The sequence below is a fragment of the Pseudomonas uvaldensis genome (genome assembly GCF_021271205.1).
Lineage (GTDB): Bacteria > Pseudomonadota > Gammaproteobacteria > Pseudomonadales > Pseudomonadaceae > Aquipseudomonas > Aquipseudomonas uvaldensis.
The window spans coordinates 55,945-77,053 of record NZ_JAIWKS010000014.1 but is presented as its reverse complement, the minus strand read 5'-3'; the positions used below and the strand labels follow the sequence as shown (position 1 = coordinate 77,053).

The 21,109-nt window shown below is 61.5% G+C and carries 16 protein-coding genes; 9 read left to right on the top strand and 7 right to left on the bottom strand.

Annotated elements, in window-relative coordinates; all coding sequences use genetic code 11:
* Positions 1-32: 32 nt before the first annotated feature.
* Entirely contained in the window at positions 33-1,184 is a 1,152-nt protein-coding gene (locus LCU97_RS24245) for an aldose epimerase family protein (protein WP_053154481.1), read from the bottom strand.
* A gap of 293 nt (positions 1,185-1,477) precedes the next feature.
* Between LCU97_RS24245 and LCU97_RS24240 the strand changes: the two genes are divergently transcribed.
* The 3 genes from LCU97_RS24240 (at position 1,478) to LCU97_RS24230 (ending at position 3,966) form a co-directional block, all read left to right on the top strand.
* The gene (locus LCU97_RS24240; RefSeq protein WP_053154479.1) at positions 1,478-2,227 is read left to right on the top strand and encodes a hypothetical protein; all 750 of its coding nucleotides are present in this window, start codon (positions 1,478-1,480) and stop codon (positions 2,225-2,227) included.
* 111 nt (positions 2,228-2,338) lie between these two features.
* Positions 2,339-3,124 carry a sulfite exporter TauE/SafE family protein gene (locus tag LCU97_RS24235; RefSeq protein WP_232777984.1) on the top strand — a complete coding sequence of 262 codons (786 nt, stop codon included), beginning with the start codon at positions 2,339-2,341 and terminating at the stop codon, positions 3,122-3,124.
* A gap of 284 nt (positions 3,125-3,408) precedes the next feature.
* Positions 3,409-3,966, top strand: a complete 558-nt coding sequence (locus LCU97_RS24230) for a DUF4174 domain-containing protein (RefSeq protein WP_053154473.1) — start codon at positions 3,409-3,411, stop codon at positions 3,964-3,966.
* A gap of 142 nt (positions 3,967-4,108) precedes the next feature.
* Here the strand turns inward: LCU97_RS24230 and ampC are convergent, their stop codons facing one another.
* Entirely contained in the window at positions 4,109-5,257 is a 1,149-nt protein-coding gene (ampC, locus tag LCU97_RS24225; RefSeq protein ID WP_232777983.1) for a class C beta-lactamase, read from the bottom strand.
* Positions 5,258-5,490: 233 nt separating this feature from the next.
* On the opposite strand from ampC, the gene LCU97_RS24220 reads away from it, so the two are divergent.
* Complete coding sequence (locus tag LCU97_RS24220) at positions 5,491-6,369, top strand: Dyp-type peroxidase (protein WP_232777982.1); 879 nt, start codon at positions 5,491-5,493, stop codon at positions 6,367-6,369.
* Between the two features lie 78 nt (positions 6,370-6,447).
* Entirely contained in the window at positions 6,448-7,194 is a 747-nt protein-coding gene (locus LCU97_RS24215) for an SDR family oxidoreductase (RefSeq protein ID WP_053154465.1), read from the top strand.
* A 141-nt stretch (positions 7,195-7,335) separates the two neighbouring features.
* Here LCU97_RS24215 and mapR read toward each other — a convergent pair whose 3' ends face one another.
* The 3 genes from mapR to LCU97_RS24200 form a co-directional block, all read right to left on the bottom strand.
* The gene (mapR, locus tag LCU97_RS24210; RefSeq protein WP_232777981.1) at positions 7,336-8,745 is read right to left on the bottom strand and encodes a GntR family transcriptional regulator MpaR; all 1,410 of its coding nucleotides are present in this window, start codon (positions 8,743-8,745) and stop codon (positions 7,336-7,338) included.
* A 164-nt stretch (positions 8,746-8,909) separates the two neighbouring features.
* Complete coding sequence (ccoG, locus tag LCU97_RS24205) at positions 8,910-10,322, bottom strand: cytochrome c oxidase accessory protein CcoG (protein ID WP_232777980.1); 1,413 nt, start codon at positions 10,320-10,322, stop codon at positions 8,910-8,912.
* A gap of 216 nt (positions 10,323-10,538) precedes the next feature.
* Entirely contained in the window at positions 10,539-10,772 is a 234-nt protein-coding gene (locus LCU97_RS24200) for a DUF3203 family protein (protein WP_053154459.1), read from the bottom strand.
* Positions 10,773-10,905: 133 nt separating this feature from the next.
* On the opposite strand from LCU97_RS24200, the gene LCU97_RS24195 reads away from it, so the two are divergent.
* The gene (locus LCU97_RS24195) at positions 10,906-11,412 is read left to right on the top strand and encodes an MgtC/SapB family protein (protein WP_053154456.1); all 507 of its coding nucleotides are present in this window, start codon (positions 10,906-10,908) and stop codon (positions 11,410-11,412) included.
* A gap of 110 nt (positions 11,413-11,522) precedes the next feature.
* Here LCU97_RS24195 and LCU97_RS24190 read toward each other — a convergent pair whose 3' ends face one another.
* Positions 11,523-11,687, bottom strand: coding sequence for a hypothetical protein (locus tag LCU97_RS24190; protein WP_165887612.1), 165 nt, complete (start codon positions 11,685-11,687; stop codon positions 11,523-11,525).
* A 191-nt stretch (positions 11,688-11,878) separates the two neighbouring features.
* On the opposite strand from LCU97_RS24190, the gene LCU97_RS24185 reads away from it, so the two are divergent.
* From LCU97_RS24185 to glgB, 3 genes are all read left to right on the top strand, one after another.
* Positions 11,879-13,876 (top strand): alpha-1,4-glucan--maltose-1-phosphate maltosyltransferase, encoded by a 1,998-nt coding sequence (locus tag LCU97_RS24185; protein WP_232777979.1) that lies wholly within the window; start codon positions 11,879-11,881, stop codon positions 13,874-13,876.
* A gap of 113 nt (positions 13,877-13,989) precedes the next feature.
* The gene (treS, locus tag LCU97_RS24180) at positions 13,990-17,334 is read left to right on the top strand and encodes a maltose alpha-D-glucosyltransferase (RefSeq protein ID WP_232777978.1); all 3,345 of its coding nucleotides are present in this window, start codon (positions 13,990-13,992) and stop codon (positions 17,332-17,334) included.
* 11 nt (positions 17,335-17,345) lie between these two features.
* Entirely contained in the window at positions 17,346-19,580 is a 2,235-nt protein-coding gene (gene glgB, locus LCU97_RS24175; RefSeq protein WP_053154447.1) for a 1,4-alpha-glucan branching protein GlgB, read from the top strand.
* A gap of 164 nt (positions 19,581-19,744) precedes the next feature.
* Here glgB and gudD read toward each other — a convergent pair whose 3' ends face one another.
* The gene (gene gudD, locus LCU97_RS24170; RefSeq protein ID WP_232777977.1) at positions 19,745-21,088 is read right to left on the bottom strand and encodes a glucarate dehydratase; all 1,344 of its coding nucleotides are present in this window, start codon (positions 21,086-21,088) and stop codon (positions 19,745-19,747) included.
* Between the last annotated feature and the right edge of the window lie 21 nt (positions 21,089-21,109).

Below are 21,109 nucleotides of genomic sequence, written 5' to 3'. Positions count from 1 at the left end.
GCTTGCGCCGGACCCTGCGGGAGCGATCAGGTTTACTTCGCCGAGAACTTCAAGACCATGGTCTGGGTATAGGTCTGGCCTGGATCAAGCCGTGTGGAAGGGAACGCCGGCTGGTTGGGCGAGTCGGGAAAGTGTTGGGTTTCCAGGGTAAACGCGCCCCAGTGCGGATAGGCCTTGCCTTGCTTGCCCTTGACCGTGCCATCGAGGAAGTTGCTGGTGTAGAACTGCACGCCAGGCTCCGTCGTGAAGAGTTCCAGACGCCGTCCCGACTGCGGGTCGTAGACATCGGCGGCCGGTTTGCTTACGTCACCCTTGGCATCGAGGACCCAGTTGAAATCGAAACCACCCTGTTTCGGTTCGGCGAACTTGAGCTGGGGATGGTCAGCCTTGATATGGGTGCCGATGGCAGTCGGTTTGGTGAAGTCCATCGGGGTGCCCGCCACGGGTGCCAGTTCCCCGGTGGGGATCAGCTTGCCGGTGACCGGCGTGTAGCGGGCGGCATGAAGTGTCGCCACCTGCTTCAGGATGTCGCCATTTCCGGCGCCGGCGAGGTTGAAGTAGCTGTGGTTGGTCAGGTTCAGCACCGTAGGCTTGTCGGTGGTGGCCTTGTATTCAATGCGTAACTCGTTCTGTTCGTTGAGGCTGTAGGTGACGTCGGTTTTCAGTGCACCGGGAAAACCCATCTCACCGTCGGCCGACAGGTAGGTCAGGGTCACGCCCACCGAGTCCTTGCCGTCATGGGGCACCGCCTTCCATACGCGTTTGTCGAAGCCTTGCGGTCCGCCATGCAGGGAGTTGCCATGGTCGTTCTGCGGTACCTGGTAACGCTTGCCGTCCAGCTCGAATGCACCGTCGGCCAAGCGATTGCCGAAGCGGCCGATGGTGGCGCCGAAATACACGTTGCCGTTCTTTTGATAACCCTGGACATCATCGAAACCGAGCACCACGTCGGCGGTCTTGCCATGTTTGTCCGGCACGATCAGTGACTGGAGTATCCCGCCGTAGGTAATGACGGTGGCCTCCATGCCGTGACTGTTACGCAGGACATATTTCTCCACCGGCGTGCCGTCGTCGGTCTTGCCGAATGCGCCGTGTTCGTTGGTCAGGCCGGCGGCCTGGGAGGCGGGGGTGGCGATCATCAGAGACACTCCGAGGGCCGTGAGCAGCTGTCTGGATTCAAGCATGGTGTGACCTTCCTGTGGTTTTGTTGTTGTTTTGAACGCGCGTCGAGTCCGTTACTGGTCGGACAGCGCTGAAGGTTTTTCTGTTCAGTAGTCTTTCTATTTGTGTGGATCGAAACGATTTATAGCTATAAATCGAGAATTTTCAACTAAAAAGTCAGACTAATTGGATGGCGCGATTCATGCCCCGGCAGGAGCCCCCTCGCCGGGCACTGCACTTTTATGATTTTTGCCGCTCTATCCATGGCCAGGAAGCGGCGAGCCCCACCGCCTCCCCATGCTCAGATCGAGAGTCGATGGCCGATGTTTTTTATCCCTTGAGGGAATTACGACGTTGCGGTCCGGTGCTATCGGCCGTCGTCCTCATGTTGCTCAGTGGCGGTTGCACTCATCAGCAGGGCCAGGACATGGTCACGCAGTTCAGCAACACCAAGCCCCAGGAGTTTCTGCAGACCAGTGTCGACCGCATGGCCACGCTGTCGATGCATGACAACCTGCAGAGCCTTTATCTGCTGATGAACAAGTTGTACCTGCGCAATCCCGAAGAACTGCGCAAGTCGGGCTTCCTCGATGCGCGCAGCGCTGAAAAGCAGGTGCGCATGGCGATCGAGCAACAGCAGCCTCTGCCGACCCTGGGTGGAAAAAAGGATCTTGCAGCGTTGAGCTATGCCATGAGCCCGGAATTTCTCGGCGACCGGGTGGGTGCCTTTATCTACGCCATCGGCAGCATGCTGGTCACGGCCCATGGCAACCGGCTCGAGTTCTACATGACCGACACCATCGACCCGCGCTTTGTCAGCAACGCGGCGCGCAATATTGAGAAGGCCACCTGGCTGCTAAGCCAGCGACAGGATAAGGACGGCAAGCCATTGCTGTTCTCCAATGAGATTTCGGAAGAGGGCAGTAACCTGAGCTTCGCCGTCGAGTTCGGCAAAATCGTTGCGCGGTTGGACCTGCTGACACAGATGCTGGATGAGCGTTACCGGCGGATTGGGTTGAACTACGCCCAGAGCTTGCTGTTTCTCAACTTCTTGCCTGTGCAATAGCTTAAAGCCGAAAAAGCATAAAGATAGATCACAATGATATAGGGGCGTTATAAGAAAAATCGCTATGCTCGCGGCCAGTTTTTTCCTTGCGGTTGCGCTGAGACGGGTTTGATGGATTTCGGTAATGTCGGTTTAGTCGTAGCGGGCCTGATGGTCGGTTTCATTGTCGGAATGACCGGCGTCGGCGGTGGTTCGCTGATGACCCCCATTCTGTTGTGGTTCGGCATCAATCCCGCGACGGCGGTAGGAACGGATCTACTGTATGCGGCTATTACCAAGTCCGGTGGCGTCCTGGTTCACGCCAGGAACCGCAATATCGATTGGGCTATCACGGGTTGGTTGACGTTGGGCAGTGTGCCAGCGGTCGGGCTGACGCTGTGGTTTCTCAGCAGCCTGCACAGTTCGCCCGACGCCATGAACGCTGTCATCAAGCAGGCTCTGGGTTTCGTGCTGTTTGCCACGGCACTGGCGATCCTGTTCAAGAAACGCCTGCTGCAATTTGCCCACGACCGCGCCGGCGGACACTACAACCCCACGGGCTCGCGACTCAACCTGCTTACCGTTGTCACCGGCCTGGTGTTGGGGACGATGGTTGCACTGACGTCCATCGGCGCCGGCGCCCTGGGCACCGTCGCCTTGTTCATCCTCTATCCGTTTCTCCTGACCAGGCGCCTGGTGGGGACGGAAATCGCCCACGCCGTGCCACTGACCCTGGTTGCCGGCCTGGGTCACGCCAGCATGGGCAACATGGACTGGCACATCCTTGGCTTCCTGCTGGTCGGCTCGTTGCCGGGTATCTACCTGGGCAGTCACTTGTCGGGCCGCATCTCCGATGACCTGCTGCGCCCGTGTCTGGCGGTGATGCTGGCGATGATCGGGTTCAAGTTGGCGTTCTGATAGATCCACAAGGTTTCAGTGATCGATGTGGGAGCGGGCTTGCTCGCGAATGCGGTGTGTCAGTTGGCGCAGATGTCACTGACGCGCCGCCTTCGCGAGCAAGCCCGCTCCCACAGGAATTCGTCTCAGGCTCTGCATTGCAATTGCCTTCTCGCGCCCCGGTTGCGCAATGAATCTGCTGGCCTAAGCTTCAAGGCAGACAGGCGCAGTATCGGGCGACTCTCTCGCGGAACATTCGCCGCCCTGTGCAATCAGTACAGCGTGAATACCAAAAGGAGAGGCGCATGCTCATTCGGTCATTGACCTTCGCTACCTTGCTGGCCGTCGCCGGCCCCTTGTTCGCTGCCGATGGCGACTCCCCTTTGTTGGCGGAGGCAGGCAAGTCCCGCCCGTTGATCGTCATCGCCCCCAGCACTGTCGACCCGACCTGGGTCAGCCTGAAAAAGGCCCTGGAAGAGCCAACGGGCAAGCAAGGCTTTTCCGAACGCAACATGGTGCTTTTCACCGTGCTCAACACGATAGGGCAGCGAGACGGTAAAGATCTGGATCCGCAGAGCACCATGGCGTTGATCCGTTCACTCAAATTGGGTGCCGGTGCCCAGACCAAGATCATTCTGGTGGGCAAGGACGGGGAAAAGAAGCTTGAACATTCCGGGGCCATTGCACTGAAAGACATTTTCGACACCGTCGATAAATTGCCGGCAGCCGAAAAAGAAGCCACTCCTCCAGCCCCGCCACCCGCGCCGGAACCCGCACCGACCAAGGATGCGAAGGGGGCCAAGCCCGGCAAGGCAGGCAAACCCGCAAAATCGACGGAGCCACCGAAGCCGTTGGATGACTGAGCAGTGGGAGCAAGGCTGTGAGAGGCGGTCTGTGGGAGCAAGGCTTGCCCGCGATGCAAACACCGCGGTCGATCAGGCATTGCGCGTCGATGCCATCGCCGGCAAGCCTTGCTCCTACAGCCTTGCTCCTACAGCCTTGCTCCTATTTCTCCGCCAACGCCGTCAGGATCCGGTATGCCACTTTCACCCGTTCCTCGATCGGGTAGTTCTTGTTCGCCAATAGCACGATGCCCATGTTTTGCGCCGGCACGAACGCCACGTAGGCGCCAAACCCGCCCGTCGACCCGGTCTTGTTGATCCAGGCATTGTCCGGCGCCGGGCGAGGTGGATCGAGGGGGGCTGCTTTCTGTGGCATGAGCGCCATCTGTGGCGAGTTGCCAGCCAGCAGCGCTTCCAGGCTGATCGGGTAAGGGTAGAACTCCCAGCCCAGCCCCTGGGTCATTTCGCCGACCTGGTAGAACCCGGTGTGAGTGGTGGCGATGGCCTGGCGCAGGTGGGTGTCCAGTTTTTCAGGATGCAGATTGGCCTCGACAAAACGAATCAGGTCCGACGAACTGGTTTTCACGCCATAGGCCTCGGCGTCCAATGCGCCGGGACCGACCCGGACGGGTTTACCGTCCTTGGCATAGCCTTGGGCATATCGGCTCGACTGCTCCGACGGCACATTCAGATAACTGTGCTTGAGGCCCAGCCCCGGCATCACCACGTTTTCCATCGCCTCGTCGAACGGCCGATCCAGGCTGCGGGCCGCCAGGTAGCCGAACAGGCCGATACTGGGATTCGAGTAGAGGCGCTGGGTGCCGGTCGGGTAGAGCGGTTTCCAGGCCTTGAAATAATCGAACATCCGCTGCGGGTGGTCGGCCTCATCGGGGAACTGCAACGGCAGCCCACCTGGGGTATAGGTGGCGAGGTTGAGCAGGGGAATGGCGTCCAGGGCGCTGCCTTGCAATTCGGGGGCGTAACGGCCGGCCGGGTCCGAGAGGGAGAGCTTGCCTTGGGCCAGGGCATAGGCGCCGAGGGTTGCGGTGAAGGTTTTGCTGACCGAGCCGATCTCGAAGAGGGTCTGGTCGGTGACAGGGTTTTTCGTATCCTTCGACGCGACACCGTAGTTGAAATAACGAGGTTGGCCACCCACCGTGACCGCGACGGCCATGCCAGCGATGTCCTGTTGTTTCATCAAGGGTCGGATCGCCGCGTCGACCGTGTCCTGGATAGGGTCCTGGGCAAAGCCCTGCGACATTCCACACAGCAGGACGAAAGCGCCTGCCAGTAGCGATTTGGCAATGTACATGTCTGACCGTTCTCCGTGGATCGGTGCACCGAAGGGGTGGTCAATCTAGGCACTTTTCAATGAGCAGGCAACGGGAGGTCATTCACGCCGGGCCTGGTTCCGAGTCCTCCGACGGTGTTGCCAGAGCGTTCCTACAGCGGGTACGAGTCGCCCAGGCGTATCGGGCATCGTACGGCAGTCACCACAAACCTGCGGCCGGCGGGTAAACTCTCGTTCTTTCCAGAGGAGATCACATGAGTTACTACCAGCCCGGCATTCTCGCCACCCCTGTCCCGCCTCAGGCCCGTCATCTGTTTTTCGTCCTGGAATCGGTCGAGGCGCTGCCGGCTGCGATCGATAGGTTGTCGCTGCAACTGGACGGTCGTGCGGTGGTTGGTTTTGGGGAGTCGCTGGTTCAGGCGCTGGGTGCGCAAATTGAAGGCCTGCGGGCATTTCCTGCCCTGGCCGGCGTGGGGGTTGATAACCCGTCGACCCAGCATGCGCTGTGGTGCTGGCTGCACGGCGAAGACCGCGGTGAACTGCTGCACCGTAGCCGCGCCATCGAGTCGGCGCTGGCGCCGGCGTTGCGCCTGGTGCAAATGAATGAAACCTTCCGCCACATGACCGGCCACGACCTGACGGGCTACGAAGACGGCACCGAAAACCCCCACGACGAAGCCGCCATCGCTGCAGCCCTGGCCCAGGGTATCGACGGGCTTCGCGGAGGCAGCTTCGCGGCGATCCAGCAGTGGCAGCACGATCTGGACGGGTTTGCCGCGATGCAACCTCATGAGCGCGACAACATCATGGGCCGGCGCCTGAGCGACAACGAAGAACTCGACGATGCACCGGAGTCGGCTCATGTCAAACGCACCGCCCAGGAAAGCTTCGCCCCGCAGGCCTTCGTTGTGCGCCGCTCCATGCCATGGATCGAAGGCGACCGTGCTGGCCTGATGTTCCTGGCCTTCGGCTTCTCCCTCGATGCCTTCGAAGCCCAACTGCGGCGCATGAGCGGCCTGGAGGACGGCATCACCGACGGGCTGTATCGCATGAGTCGGCCGATCACCGGTGGTTACTACTGGTGCCCGCCACTGTTGGACGGACGGCTGGATCTGCGGGCCCTGGCCCGTTAAGCGCAGCGGTTTGTGCAAAGCGCGGCGTGAACGCTATTCTTGGCCCGGACGTCTATCCGGGGAACGGGAGAAGCAATCGTGGATAAAGTCATTGTCATCACCGGGGGCGGCCGAGGCATCGGAGCCGCCACGGCGCTGCTGGCTGCCGAGCAGGGGTATCGGATCTGCATCAACTACCAGTCCGACGAGAACGCCGCGCATGACGTGCTCGAACAGGTCCGCGCCAAGGGCGCCCAGGCGATCGCCGTGCGGGCCGACGTCAGCATCGAGGACGAGGTGGTCGGCCTGTTCCATCGGGTGGACGCTGAACTGGGGCGCGTGACGGCCCTGGTGAACAATGCCGGGACGGTGGCCCACAAGTCCCGGCTCGACGAAATGTCCGAATTCCGCATTCTGAAAATCATGAAAACCAATGTGCTGGGGCCGATTCTCTGCGCCAAGCATGCGGTGTTGCGCATGTCACCCAGGCATGGCGGGCAGGGCGGCAGCATCGTCAATGTCTCTTCGGTGGCGGCGCGCCTGGGGTCGCCGAACGAATACGTCGACTACGCCGCATCCAAGGGCGCATTGGATACGTTCACCATCGGCCTGTCCAAGGAAGTGGCCGGCGAAGGTATCCGCGTCAACGCGGTGCGTCCGGGTTACATCTACACCGATTTCCACGCCCTGAGTGGTGATCCTGACCGGGTCAGCAAGTTGGAGTCGGCCATTCCCATGGCCCGGGGTGGTCGTCCGGACGAAGTGGCCGAAGCGATCATTTGGTTGCTGTCGGACAAGGCGTCGTATGCGACCGGGACGTTCGTGGAGCTGGGTGGGGGGCGTTGAGATCTAGGTTGTCTGGTCTGGCCTCATCGCGAGCAGGCTCGCTCCCACACTGGACCGCGTGCAACCGCAAATTCATTGTCGAAACGATTCAAATGTGGGAGCGAGCCTGCTCGCGATGAGGCCGGCACAGGCAACCCAATATCAAAATGAGCGAATAATCCGCCCCAACGTCTCCATGGCCTTCTCCGACGCTTCTGTCCACGGGCTGCCATAGTTCAACCGGATGCAGTTCCTGAACCGCCGGGTCGGTGAAAAGATCGGGCCCGGCGCGATGCTGATGCCCTGGGCGAGGGCCATCTGGAACAGTTTCAGAGAGTCCATCTGCTCCGGCAATTCCAACCACAGAAAATAGCCGCCCGCCGGCTGGCTGACGCGGGTCTGGGCCGGGAAGTGGCGGGCGATGGCGGCGAGCATCGCGCTCTGCTGTTCCTCCAGGGCGTAGCGCAGTTTGCGCAGATGCCGGTCGTAGCCGCCGTGTTGCAAATAGTCGGCGATGGCGGCCTGGGCGGGCATCGAGGCGCACAGTGACGTCATGAGCTTCAATCGCTCGATCTTGCGGGCATAGCGACCGGCGGCGACCCAGCCGATGCGGTAGCCTGGCGCCAGGCTCTTGGCAAACGAACCGCAATGCATCACCAACCCTTCGGTGTCGAATGCCTTGGCCGGTTTTGGAGCCTGCTGGCCGTAATAGAGTTCGGCGTAGACGTCGTCCTCGATCAAGGGCACCTGATGACGACTCAGCAACGCCACCAGCGCCTTTTTCCGCTCCTCGGGCATGGTCGCGCCCATGGGGTTCTGGAAACTGGTCATGCACCAGCAGGCCTTGATCGGATGGCGCTCCAGCGTCTGTTCCAATACATCAAGATCGATACCGTCGCGCGGATGCACGGGGATTTCCACGGCCTTGAGCTTGAGCCGCTCCAGCACCTGCAGGCTGGCGTAGAACGCCGGCGCCTCGATGGCCACCAGGTCGCCGGGCTCGGTCACGGCTTGCAGGCACAGGTTCAAGGCTTCCAGGGCGCCGTTGGTGACCAACAATTCCTCCATGGGCAGCATCAGCCCGCCGACCATGTAGCGCAGGGCTATCTGCCGGCGCAGTTGCGGATTGCCAGGCGACATGTCGGTGACCACCACCCGCGGGTCCATGTCCCGCGTGGCGCTGGACAGCGAGCGGGACAGGCGTTGCAGCGGGAACAACGTCGGGCTGGGAAACGCCGAGCCAAAGGGGATGGTCGCGGGGTCCTTGATCGACTCCAGTACGGAAAACACCAGCTCGCTGACGTCGACTTCGGTGGATTCGTGCACCTGGCTGCTGATCACCGGCTCGGAAAACGGACTCGGCGCATGGTGGTTGACGAAGTAGCCGGAGCGCGGCCGGGCCCGGATCAGCCCGCGTCGTTCCAGCAGGTAGTAGGCCTGGAACACCGTGGAAGGACTGACGCCATAGGTCTGGCTGGCATAACGCACCGACGGCACGCGCTGTCCCGGCCCCAGCATGCCGGAGCGGATCAGTTCTGCGATGTCGTCGGCGAATTTTTCGTAGCGCTTCATGGCGGGTCCGGTCTTGTACGGTTCAGGGTAGTGCGTGGCTTGCGCACCAATTGTGGGAGCGGGCTTGCTCGCGAATGGCGGTACATTCAGCATTGGTACAACCTGGCACACCGATTTCGCGAGCAAGCCCGCTCCCACAGACAATGGCATCGCATCTTAAAGCCTCACCGGTTCATCGGCGCGACAAAACGGCTCTTGGCCACGCTGTAGATCTCGGGCTCGTCACTGTCGACCACCTTGAAAGTCATCTCCTGCGAGCCGCTGCGGGGCCTTTCGCTGAGCATCGCCACCGACACCGGCACGTCGACGATCTCCCCTGGCGCCAGGCTCAGTTGCATCTTGCCCTGCAGGACGAAGCCGTCGCCGTCCACCAGGGACAGGTGGTAATCCTGGCGCTGCTGGGTCTTGTTGATGATCTTCAGGCTGTAGATGTTCTCGATCAGGCCCTGGCTGTTTTCGCGGAACAGGCCGCGGTCCTTGCTGACGTCCAGCGAAACCATGGGCCGCTGCACCAGCGCTATCGTCAGCGCCGCGATCATCACCAACAGCACGGCGGTATAGCCGATCAGCCGAGGTCGCAGCAGGTGTGTCTTGCCGCCCTGCAACTGATGTTCGGAGGTGTATTTGATCAAGCCACGGGCGTAGCCCATCTTGTCCATGATCGAATCGCAGGCGTCGATGCACGCCGCGCAACCGATGCATTCCATCTGCAGGCCGTCGCGGATGTCGATGCCGGTGGGGCAGACCTGCACGCACATCTGGCAGTCAATGCAATCGCCCAGGCCGATATTGGCCGGGTTTACCTCGCGTTTGCGCGGGCCGCGGATCTCGCCACGGGCGGCGTCATAGGAAATGGTCAGCGTGTCCTTGTCGAACATTACGCTCTGGAACCGTGCGTAGGGGCACATGTGCATGCACACCGCCTCGCGCAACCAGCCGGCGTTGAGGTAGGTCGCGCCGGTGAAGAACAGCACCCAGAACAGGCTGATACCGGCTATCTGCAACGTCAGCAACGCTTCGGCCAGAGGCCGGATCGGGGTGAAATAGCCGACGAAGGTGAGGCCGGTGAGCAGGCTGATGCCCAGCCACAGCGTGTGCTTGGCTGAGCGGCGCAGCAGCTTGTTCAGGCTCCAGGGCGCGGCTTGCAGCTTGATCCGCTGGTTACGATCTCCTTCGGTGATTTTTTCACACCACATGAAGATCCAGGTCCAACTGCTTTGCGGACAGGTGTAGCCGCACCACACCCGCCCGGCGAACACGGTGATCGCAAACAGGCCGAAGGCGGCGATGATCAACAGCGCCGACAGCAGGATGAAATCCTGCGGCCAGAACGTCGCGCCGAAGATGTGGAACTTGCTTTCCGACAGATCCCAGAGCACCGCCTGGCGGCCGCCCCAGTTCAACCATACGGTGCCGAAGAACAGCAGGAACAGAAACCCGGCGCCGCTCATGCGCAAGGTGCGGAACAAACCGGTGAAGCTGCGGGTGTGGATCAGGTTATCGGTGCTCCGGGCCTTTATCTTGCCTGGAGTGGGGTCGAAGGTCTGTATCAACTGGACGGGGATTCGGTCGCTCATGGTCGGTCGCTCATCAGCCGTTATCTGGCCGGGGCACTATGACCACGAAACTGTTTGCATAACAGGCTCAGGTATTTCGATTAAAACCGGATCAGATGGCCTGTAGCCCAGGCCCTGCGACACTTTGATGCACCCTGATTGATCTGCTCGAGGCTGCCATCCTGTTTGCGCCTGCCACCCGGGTGCCAGGGAAGAAGGGCAGCCCCGCAGGGGGTCTCAAATGGCCGAACCGCTGTCGGTGGCCTTGAGGTTGCGGCGCCCATCGTTCGCTCCGGCTACAGTCAATGCGTCGACTTCGGCCTCGGTGAGGTAGATCCGTTTGCCGTTGAGGTCCACGGCTGACATGGCTTTATCGGCGTCGGTAATGATCGTCAGCTCGCTGGCGGAACACTCCAGCGTGCCGTCGGCTGTCTGGAATTCGCAGATGCCGTCAGTGATGTTCATAGTCATGGTGTCACTCCTTCACGTTGATAAGCGTTAGGCGTCGCCGGCAAGGCAGGGTTCGTTGCGTCGGATCAGCGGTCGGGCGCACCTCTGGCGTCGTTTGCGGTCCATCGTTCATGGACTGAAAGAGGAGGCACCTATGGAAACCTGGTGGCATCAGGTCTGGATCACTATGCAGTCGGAATTCGCCGATATCGGCGACACACAACAGATGACCCGGGTCACCGTGCGCCTGGTGATGGCCGCGCTGCTGGGCGGCATCCTGGGGTTCGAGCGAGAACACAAGGGCAAGGCCGCAGGCGTGCGCACCCATATGCTCGTTGCCCTGGGGGCTGCGCTGTTCGTATTGGTACCGCAGATGTCCGGTTCCCAGGCCGATGCGATGAGCCGGGTGATACAGGGCGTGGTGGCGGGCATCGGTTTTCTCGGCGCCGGCACTATCCTGAAAAACAATGAAGGCGACGAAGGCCAGGTAAAGGGCCTGACCACGGCCGCCGGCTTGTGGATGACTGCGGCCATCGGCGTGGCGGCGGGCCTGGGCAAGGAAGGAACGGCGGTATTGAGCACGGTGCTGGCACTGGCGATCTTCAGCGTGATGCCGGTGATTGTCCGGGCCCTGGAAAAGGAGCGGGACGACAAACCCTGATTTCATGGCCATCTTGCACAGAACTGCTGGCGACGTGGCCTGCCAGCCGTCCTTGACGGTGGCTGACAGTCCGTTGCCGCTAACGCCCCATGATGCTTATGAATGATGCCTCAAACCCGCTCCGGCGAATTCTCGTTCGGCGGGTCGCCCACGGGCGGCTGCGGGTCGAGGGGCGGGTCCTTTTCCGGTATGGGCTCCGGGTCGGGGCCAGGCGGTGGCAAAGTGGGGTCGTCGATGTTCGGATCAGGTGTTTCGGCCGGGATGGGAATATTCATCGGGACGGGTCTCCGTGAGGCACATGGCTTGAGTCGTGCTTATCCTTGTTGACCATCCGGGACCAGGTTCGATCCCCCCAGGTGTCCCGGGTAAATCTCGCTGAACTTTTGGTTGCCGGCCCGGTTCGGAGGTTAAGTGAGTTTTTTATCGTCACAAGCACGTCCATGGGGCGTAAAAGGAGCGATGCTCGATGACTGCTGAACACCCGACTGACTTGGCGTACAACCCGCACTTGCCACTGTCCCACGCCTTGTTGCTGCCACGTATCGCCATTGAGAACACCATGCCGGTGATCGACGGTGGGCAATTCGCCGCCAAGGTCGTCGCCGGGCGGGATGTGACCGTGACCAGCAAGGTCTTCGCCGACGGTCATGACAAGCTGGCCGTGCGGATCCGCTGGCGGGCGCTGGAGGATGAGGTCTGGAACAGCGAGGTCATGACCGACCTTGGCAACAACAGCTGGCGAGGCCAGTTCAACGTACCCGAACAGGGCCGTTACGTGTTCTGTATCGAGGCCTGGTTCGATCAGTTCGCCAGCTTCCGTTATGAACTGGAGAAGAAGTACGGCGCTGGGGTACCCATCAGCCTCGAATTGCAGGAAGGGCGCAACCAGGTGCAACTGGCCGCCGAGCGTAGCGACGGCGAATTGAGCGAGGAGTTGGCAGCGTTGCACCATGAGCTTTCGGGCCTGTTGCCCGAGGAGCAGGTGGCGCTGTTTCTCGCACCACGCAGTGCCGATCTCATGTCCTTGGCCGATCATCGACCCTACCTGAGCATCAGTCCCGAGTACCCGCTGGACGTAGAGCGCAAAGAAGCCGAGTTCGCCAGCTGGTATGAGCTGTTTCCCCGCTCGATAACCGACGATCCCAACCGTCACGGCACATTCAATGACGTGCATTCGCGCCTGCCGATGATCCGTGACATGGGTTTCGACGTGCTGTATTTCCCGCCGATCCATCCCATCGGTCGCAGCTTCCGCAAGGGGCCGAACAATTCCCTGACCGCCGGGCCCGACGATCCGGGCAGTCCGTATGCCATTGGCAGCGAGGAGGGCGGACACGAGGCGATCCACCCACAATTGGGCACCCTGGAGGATTTTCGGCGCCTGGTGGCGGCTGCCGCGGATCACGGCCTGGAGATCGCCCTGGACTTCGCTATCCAGTGTTCCCAGGATCACCCTTGGCTCAAGCAACATCCGGGCTGGTTCAGCTGGCGGCCGGACGGCACGATCAAGTACGCCGAGAACCCGCCGAAGAAATACCAGGATATCGTCAACGTCGATTTCTATGCGGCCGATGCCATCCCCAGCCTGTGGACGGAGCTGCGGGATATCGTGGTGGGCTGGGTCAAAGAAGGCGTGAAGATGTTCCGCGTCGACAACCCACACACCAAGCCGCTGCCGTTCTGGCAATGGTTGATCGCCGATGTGAGGGCGCAGTACCCCGAAGTGATTTTCCTCGCCGAAGCCTTCACCACGCCGGCGATGATGGCGCGGCTGGGCAAGGTCGGTTATTCCCAGAGCTACACCTATTTCACCTGGCGCAATACCAAGGCCGAGCTGGCGACCTACTTCACCGAGCTCAACCAATCGCCCCTGCGCGAGTGCTACCGGCCGAACTTTTTCGTCAACACTCCCGACATCAACCCGGCCTTTCTCCATGAGTCGGGACGCCCGGGTTTTCTGATCCGCGCGGCGCTGGCGACCATGGGCTCGGGTTTGTGGGGCATGTATTCGGGGTTCGAGTTGTGCGAATCGGCGCCGGTACCGGGCAAGGAGGAATACCTTGACTCGGAAAAATACGAGATCCGTCCAAGGGACTTCACCGCGCCGGGCAACATCATTGCCGAGATCGCCCAGCTCAACCGTATCCGCCGTCAGAACCCGGCGCTGCACACCCATCTGGGTCTGAAAATCTATAACGCCTGGAACGACAACATTCTGTTTTTCGGCAAGCGCACGCCCGATGGCAGCAATTTTGTCCTGGTGGCGGTGAGCCTGGACCCGCACAACCCCCAGGAAGCGAATTTCGAGTTGCCACTGTGGGAAATGGGTTTGCCGGACGACGCCCAGACCCAGGGCGAGGATTTGATGAATGGACACCGCTGGACCTGGTACGGCAAATACCAGTTCATGCGCATCGACCCGGCCTACCAGCCGTTCGGGATCTGGCGGATCAGCGCGGCGTAAGGCTGTGCAACGAGAGATGCCAGCGAGGGCCTTTGTGGAGAGGGGATGTATCCCCTCGCCACAAATGAGCCCTAGTGCCCCAACGGCCTTATTGAATTCATCAGGAGTTGCAAATGGCGAAAAAACCGCGGTCCGCCACATTCATCAAGGATCCGCTCTGGTACAAGGATGCGGTGATCTATCAGGTCCACGTCAAATCGTATTTCGATTCAAACAACGACGGCATCGGCGACTTTCCCGGGTTGATCGAGAAGCTCGACTACATCGCCGATCTGGGCGTCAATACCATCTGGTTGCTGCCATTCTACCCATCACCCCGGCGCGACGACGGCTACGACATCGCCGAATACCGTGGCGTCAGCCCGGACTACGGCACCATGGCCGATGCCCGGCGTTTCATTGCCGAAGCCCACAAGCGCAACCTGCGGGTCATCACCGAGCTGGTCATCAACCACACCTCGGACCAGCACCCGTGGTTCCAGCGCGCCCGCAAGGCCAAGCGGGGCTCGGCGGCGCGGGATTTCTACGTCTGGTCCGATGACGATCACAAATACGACGGCACGCGGATCATTTTCCTCGACACCGAGAAATCCAACTGGACCTGGGACCCGGTGGCCGGCCAATACTTCTGGCACCGCTTCTACTCCCACCAGCCCGATCTCAACTTCGACAACCCACAGGTCATCAAGGCCGTGTTGTCGGTAATGCGTTACTGGCTGGACATGGGCATCGACGGCCTGCGCCTGGACGCGATCCCGTATTTGATCGAGCGTGACGGCACCAACAACGAGAACCTGCCCGAGACCCACGATGTCCTCAAGTTGATCCGCGCCGAGATCGACGCCAACTACCCGGACCGCATGCTGCTGGCCGAGGCCAACCAATGGCCGGAAGACACCCAGTTGTACTTTGGCGATGTCGATGCCCAGGGCCTCAACGGCGACGAATGCCACATGGCGTTCCACTTTCCGTTGATGCCGCGCATGTACATGGCGCTGGCCCAGGAGGACCGTTTCCCCATTACCGACATTCTGCGCCAGACCCCGGAAATTCCCGCCAACTGCCAATGGGCGATCTTCTTGCGCAACCACGATGAGTTGACCCTGGAGATGGTCACCGACAAGGAGCGCGACTACCTGTGGAACTACTACGCCGCCGACCGGCGGGCGCGGATCAACCTGGGGATTCGTCGACGCCTGGCGCCGTTGATGGAGCGCGACCGTCGCCGTGTGGAGCTGCTCAACAGCCTGCTGTTGTCGATGCCCGGTACGCCGACCTTGTATTACGGTGACGAGATCGGCATGGGCGACAACATCTACCTGGGCGACCGCGATGGCGTGCGCACGCCGATGCAGTGGTCCATCGACCGCAACGGCGGCTTCTCCCGGGCCGACCCGGCCAGCCTGGTGCTGCCGCCGATCATGGACCCGCTGTACGGCTACCAGTCGGTCAACGTCGAGACTCAGTCCGGCGACCCGCATTCGCTGCTCAACTGGACGCGGCGGATGCTGGCGGTGCGCAAGCAATCCAAGGCGTTCGGTCGTGGCACCTTGAAGATGCTGTCGCCGAGCAATCGCCGGATTCTGGCCTATACCCGCGAGTACACCGGGCCCGACGGCAAGCACGAAATCATCCTGTGCGTGGCCAACGTGTCCCGTAGCGCTCAGGCCGCCGAGCTGGATTTATCCGCTTATGCGGGCATGGTCCCGGTGGAGATGCTGGGAGGCAACGCGTTCCCGCCTATTGGCCAGCTGAATTTCCTACTGACCCTGGCACCGTACGGTTTCTACTGGTTTGCCCTGGCGGCGGAGAACCAGATGCCGAGCTGGCATGTGGAACCGGCCCAAAGCCTGCCGGATTTCACCACGCTGGTGCTGAAGAAACGCCTGGAAGAATTGCTCGAAGCCCCGGCGCGCGCCACGTTGGAGCAAACCATCCTGCCGAGCTGGTTGCAAAACCGGCGTTGGTTCGCCGGCAAGGACAGTGCTATCGAGAAAGTCGACATCGTCTATGGCGTGCGCTTTGGCGAGCCACAGCATCCGGTGCTGCTCAGTGAAATCGACGTGACCAGCGCAGGGCAGACGCTGCGCTATCAATTGCCGTTCGGCCTGTTGGCCGAGGATCAGGTGGGGGCGGCGTTGCCGCAGCAACTGGCGCTGTCGCGGGTTCGTCGAGGTCGCCAGGTGGGGCTGATTACCGATGCGTTCAGCCTGGAAACCTTCGTACGGTCCGTGCTGCAAAACATGCAGGCCGGTACGGTGTTGCCCTGCACGGACGGTGAGCTGCGTTTCGAACCCACCGAAGGGCTGGCTGCGCTGAACCTCGGGGACGTGCCGGAGGTGCGTTACCTGTCCGCCGAGCAGTCCAACAGCTCGGTGGTAGTGGGCGGCAGTCTCGTCCTCAAGCTGATCCGCAAGGTCGCGTCCGGCGTGCATCCAGAGTTGGAGATGAGCGCGTACCTGACGGCGGCGGGCTTCAGCAATATCTCGCCGCTGCTGGGGGCGGTGATTCGCCGCGACGCCCAGGGCGAGGATGCGTTGCTGATGATTGCCCAGGGCTATCTGAGCAATCAGGGTGACGCCTGGGAATGGACCCAGAACAACCTGGAGCGGGCCTTGCGCGATGAGTTGGCCGATGCGGTCTCCGAGCAGGAGCAGCATTACAACGCCCTGGGCGAACTGAAGGATTTTGCCGGCATGCTCGGTCAACGCTTGGGGGAAATGCACCAGGTACTGGCCCAGGCCACCGACAATCCGGATTTCGCTGCGCAGAAAACCACTGCCAAGGATGCCCAGGCCATCGGTAAGGACGTGGCCGCCCAAGTGGAAAATGCCCTGCGCCTGCTTAAACAGCACCAGGACCAATTGAACCCGACGGACCGGGCGATGGTCGCACGCTTGCTGGAACACAGGAAAACCGTTCTGGCCCATGTACAGGAACTCGCCGGCAAGGCTGCCGGTGGCTTGCGCATCCGCGTCCATGGCGATTTGCATCTGGGGCAAGTGCTGGTCATCAAGGGCGACGCTTACCTGATCGACTTCGAAGGCGAGCCGGCGCGGCCGTTGCATGAGCGGCGGGGCAAGCACAGCCCGTACAAGGACGTCAGCGGCGTGCTGCGCTCTTTCGACTATGCGGCAGCCATGGCGATTCACTTGCACACCGTCGACAGCACGGCCGATGCCGACGCGGCCCGGCAACGGGTAGCCAATCGTTATCTGACAGAGGCCCGCCAGGCATTTGTCCAGGCATATAGGCTGGCGGCAGCTAGTCTTGCCCATGAGTGGAAGGATGCTGAAGGCGAAGACGCCGCGCTGGCGTTGTTCGGCCTGGAGAAGGCGGCCTATGAAGTGGCCTATGAAGCCGAGAATCGCCCCGCCTGGCTGCCCGTGCCGTTGCACGGTCTGTACGGGTTGTTGAGTGGGCTAAAACCCTTTTCCGACTTAGCCGGACCGAATTAGTGGAGAGAATCATGAGTGTCTCGAACAAGGATCCACAGGGGCAGGCCAAGGAGTCATTGCTGCCGTCCCTGCGTGACATCGACGCGTTGGTGCGCGCCGAACACCACGACCCGTTTTCCATCTTGGGACCTCACAGCGATGGTGCTGGCGGACAGTTTATCCGGGCGTACCTGCCCGGTGCCCTGAGCGTGCAGGTCGTCGCCCGTGACGGAGGTGAAGAACTGGGTGAACTGCAATTGACCGAAACACCGGGTCTGTTCGTGGGGCATTTCGACCGCGCCCAGGCCTACCTGCTGCGCACTCGCTGGGCCGGGGGCGAGCAATTGGCCGAGGACCCTTACAGCTTCGGGCCGTTATTGGGGGAAATGGACCTCTACCTGTTCGCCGAAGGCAATCATCGCGACCTCAGTTCCTGCCTCGGTGCACAATTGACCACCGTCGATGGCATCGAAGGCGTGCGCTTTGCCGTCTGGGCGCCGAATGCGCGGCGGGTCTCGGTGGTGGGGGATTTCAACGTCTGGGACGGGCGTCGCCATCCGATGCGCATCCGTTACCCGTCGGGCGTCTGGGAGTTGTTCATCCCCCGCCTGGGCGCCGGGGAAGCCTACAAATACGAAATTCTCGGCGCCCACGGCATCCTGCCCCTCAAGGCGGATCCGGTGGCGCTGGCCAGCCAGATGCCACCCGATACCGCTTCGAAAGTGGCCACGCCGTTGAAGATCGAGTGGCAGGACGATGAATGGATGCAGCATCGACGCGAGCGCCAGCTACCCGGCGCGCCGTTGTCGATCTACGAACTGCACGCCGGGTCCTGGCAATGCGAAATCGACGAGGCAGGGGAGGTGTCTCGCCAATACAACTGGCATGAACTGGCCGAGCGTTTGATCCCCTACGTCAAGGAGCTGGGCTTCACCCATGTCGAGTTGATGCCGATCATGGAGCACCCGTTTGGCGGTTCGTGGGGTTATCAACCGTTGTCGCAGTTCGCCCCGACGGCGCGTTATGGTTCGCCGGATGACTTTGCCGCATTCGTCAACGCCTGCCACCAGGCCGGCATCGGTGTGATCCTCGACTGGGTGCCGGCGCATTTCCCCACCGATACCCACGGCCTGGCCCAGTTCGACGGCACCGCGCTATACGAATATGGCAACCCGCTGGAAGGCTTCCACCAGGATTGGGACACCCTGATCTATAACCTGGGGCGTACCGAAGTCCATGGCTTCATGCTGGCTTCGGCGCTGCACTGGCTGAAGCATTTCCACGTTGACGGCCTGCGGGTAGATGCCGTGGCGTCGATGCTGTATCGCGATTATTCGCGCAAGGCCGGCGAGTGGGTGCCCAACCGCCACGGCGGACGCGAGAACCTGGAGGCCATCGACTTCTTGCGGCACCTCAACGATGTGGTGGCGCTGGAGGCACCCGGTGCCCTGGTCATCGCCGAAGAGTCCACCGCCTGGCCCGGCGTCAGCCAGAGCACGCAACAGGGCGGCCTGGGCTTCGCGTATAAGTGGAACATGGGCTGGATGCACGACTCGCTGCATTACATCCAGCAGGACCCGGTGTACCGCGCTCACCATCACAACGAACTGAGTTTTGGCCTGGTATACGCCTGGTCGGAACGGTTCGTCCTGCCGATCTCCCATGACGAAGTGGTCCACGGCAAACGCTCGTTGATCGACAAGATGCCCGGCGACCGTTGGCAGAAATTTGCCAACCTGCGGGCGTACCTCAGTTTCATGTGGGGCCATCCGGGCAAGAAACTGCTGTTCATGGGCTGCGAGTTCGGCCAGTGGCGCGAATGGAACCACGACCAGCAATTGGACTGGTACCTGACGCAATACGCCGAGCACCGTGGGGTGCAGCAACTGGTCAGCGATTTGAACCGCCTCTACCGCGAGGAGCCGGCGCTGCATGACCAGGACGATGCGCCGCAAGGCTTCCAATGGTTGATTGGCGACGATGCGATGAACAGCGTCTATGCGTGGCTGCGCTGGAGCAAGGAGGGACGGCCGGTATTGGTGGTCGCCAACTTCACGCCTGTGCCGCGCGAGAGCTACCGGGTCGGCGTACCGTTCGCCGGACGTTGGGTGGAATTACTCAACAGCGACGCCGACACTTACGCCGGTTCCAACTATGGCAACGGTGGCGGAGCCTCCACCGAGGAAGTGCCCAGCCATGGCCAGGCGCTGTCGCTGGAACTGAACCTGCCGCCGTTGGCGGTGTTGATCTTGCGGCCGGAGGGTTAGTTGCCGATGGCTGTGGTGGTCCTGAATCAGGATCACCACAGGTCCGATGTGGGAGCGGGCTTGCTCGCGAAAGCGGTGTGACAGTCGACATTGACAGTGGCTGCAGGCCCCCTTCGCGAGCAAGCCCGCTCCCACAGGGGTTGCGCAGGAGGTCGGGGGCCTTTTCAGCGCACCAGGCACGGCTGTTTGTTATTGAACGTCCAGCCTGGAATCAGGTACTGCATCGCCACCGAATCGTCCCGTGCCCCCAGGCCCATGCCTTTGTACAACTCATGAGCCTTGGCCAGTTGATCCGTGTCCAGCTCGATCCCTAATCCCGATTTTTTCGGCACTTGCACGCAACCCCCCTGGATCTGCAAAGGCGCCTTGGTCAGGCGCTGGCCGTCCTGCCAGATCCAGTGGGTGTCGATGGCGGTGATGTCGCCCGGCGCGGCGGCGGCCACGTGGGTGAACATTGCCAGGGAGATATCGAAGTGGTTATTGGAGTGAGAGCCCCAGGTCAGGCCCCATTCATTGCACATCTGCGCGACGCGAACGGAGCCCTGCATGGTCCAGAAGTGTGGGTCGGCCAGGGGAATGTCCACCGACTGCAAGGTGACCGCATGGCCCATCTCGCGCCAGTCGGTGGCGATCATGTTGGTGGCGGTTTTCAGCCCGGTGGCGCGGCGGAACTCGGCCATGACTTCACGGCCCGAATAGCCGTTCTCGGCGCCGCAAGGGTCTTCCGCATAGGCGAGGACTTTGTGCTGGTCACGGCACAAGCGGATCGCTTCCTTGAGCGACCACGCACCATTCGGGTCCAGCGTGATACGGGCCTGGGGAAAGCGTTCGGCCAGGGCAGTGACGGCCTCGATCTCTTCATCCCCCTTGAGCACGCCGCCCTTGAGCTTGAAATCCTGAAAGCCATAACGCGCATGCGCCGCTTCGGCCAGGCGCACCACGGCGTCGGCATCCAAGGCTTTTTCGTGACGGACCCGGAACCAGTCATTGTCGGCGTCCGGCTCACTGCGGTAAGGCAGGTCGGTCTGTTGACGATCGCCCACATAGAACAGATAGCCGAGCATCTTCACTTCGTCGCGTTGCTGGCCCTGGCCAAGCAAGGCCGCGACCGGTACGTCCAGGTGCTGGCCCAGCAGGTCCAGCAGCGCTGCTTCCAGGCCGGTGACGGCATGGATGGTGATGCGCAAGTCGAATGTCTGCAAACCACGGCCACCCGCATCGCGGTCGGCGAACGCCTGGCGAACGCTGTTGAGAATCTTCTGGTACGTACCGATGGGATTGCCGACCACCAGCGCACGAGCGTCTTCCAGCGTCTGGCGAATGCGTTCGCCACCGGGCACCTCGCCCACGCCGGTGCGACCGGCGTTGTCCTTGAGAATCACGATATTGCGGGTGAAGAACGGGCCATGGGCGCCGCTGAGGTTCAGCAGCATACCGTCATGGCCGGCCACGGGCACGACTTGCATGCTGGTGATGATCGGGGCTTTGCTGGCTTCTTGTGGACTCATGTGTACTTATCCTTGAACGAA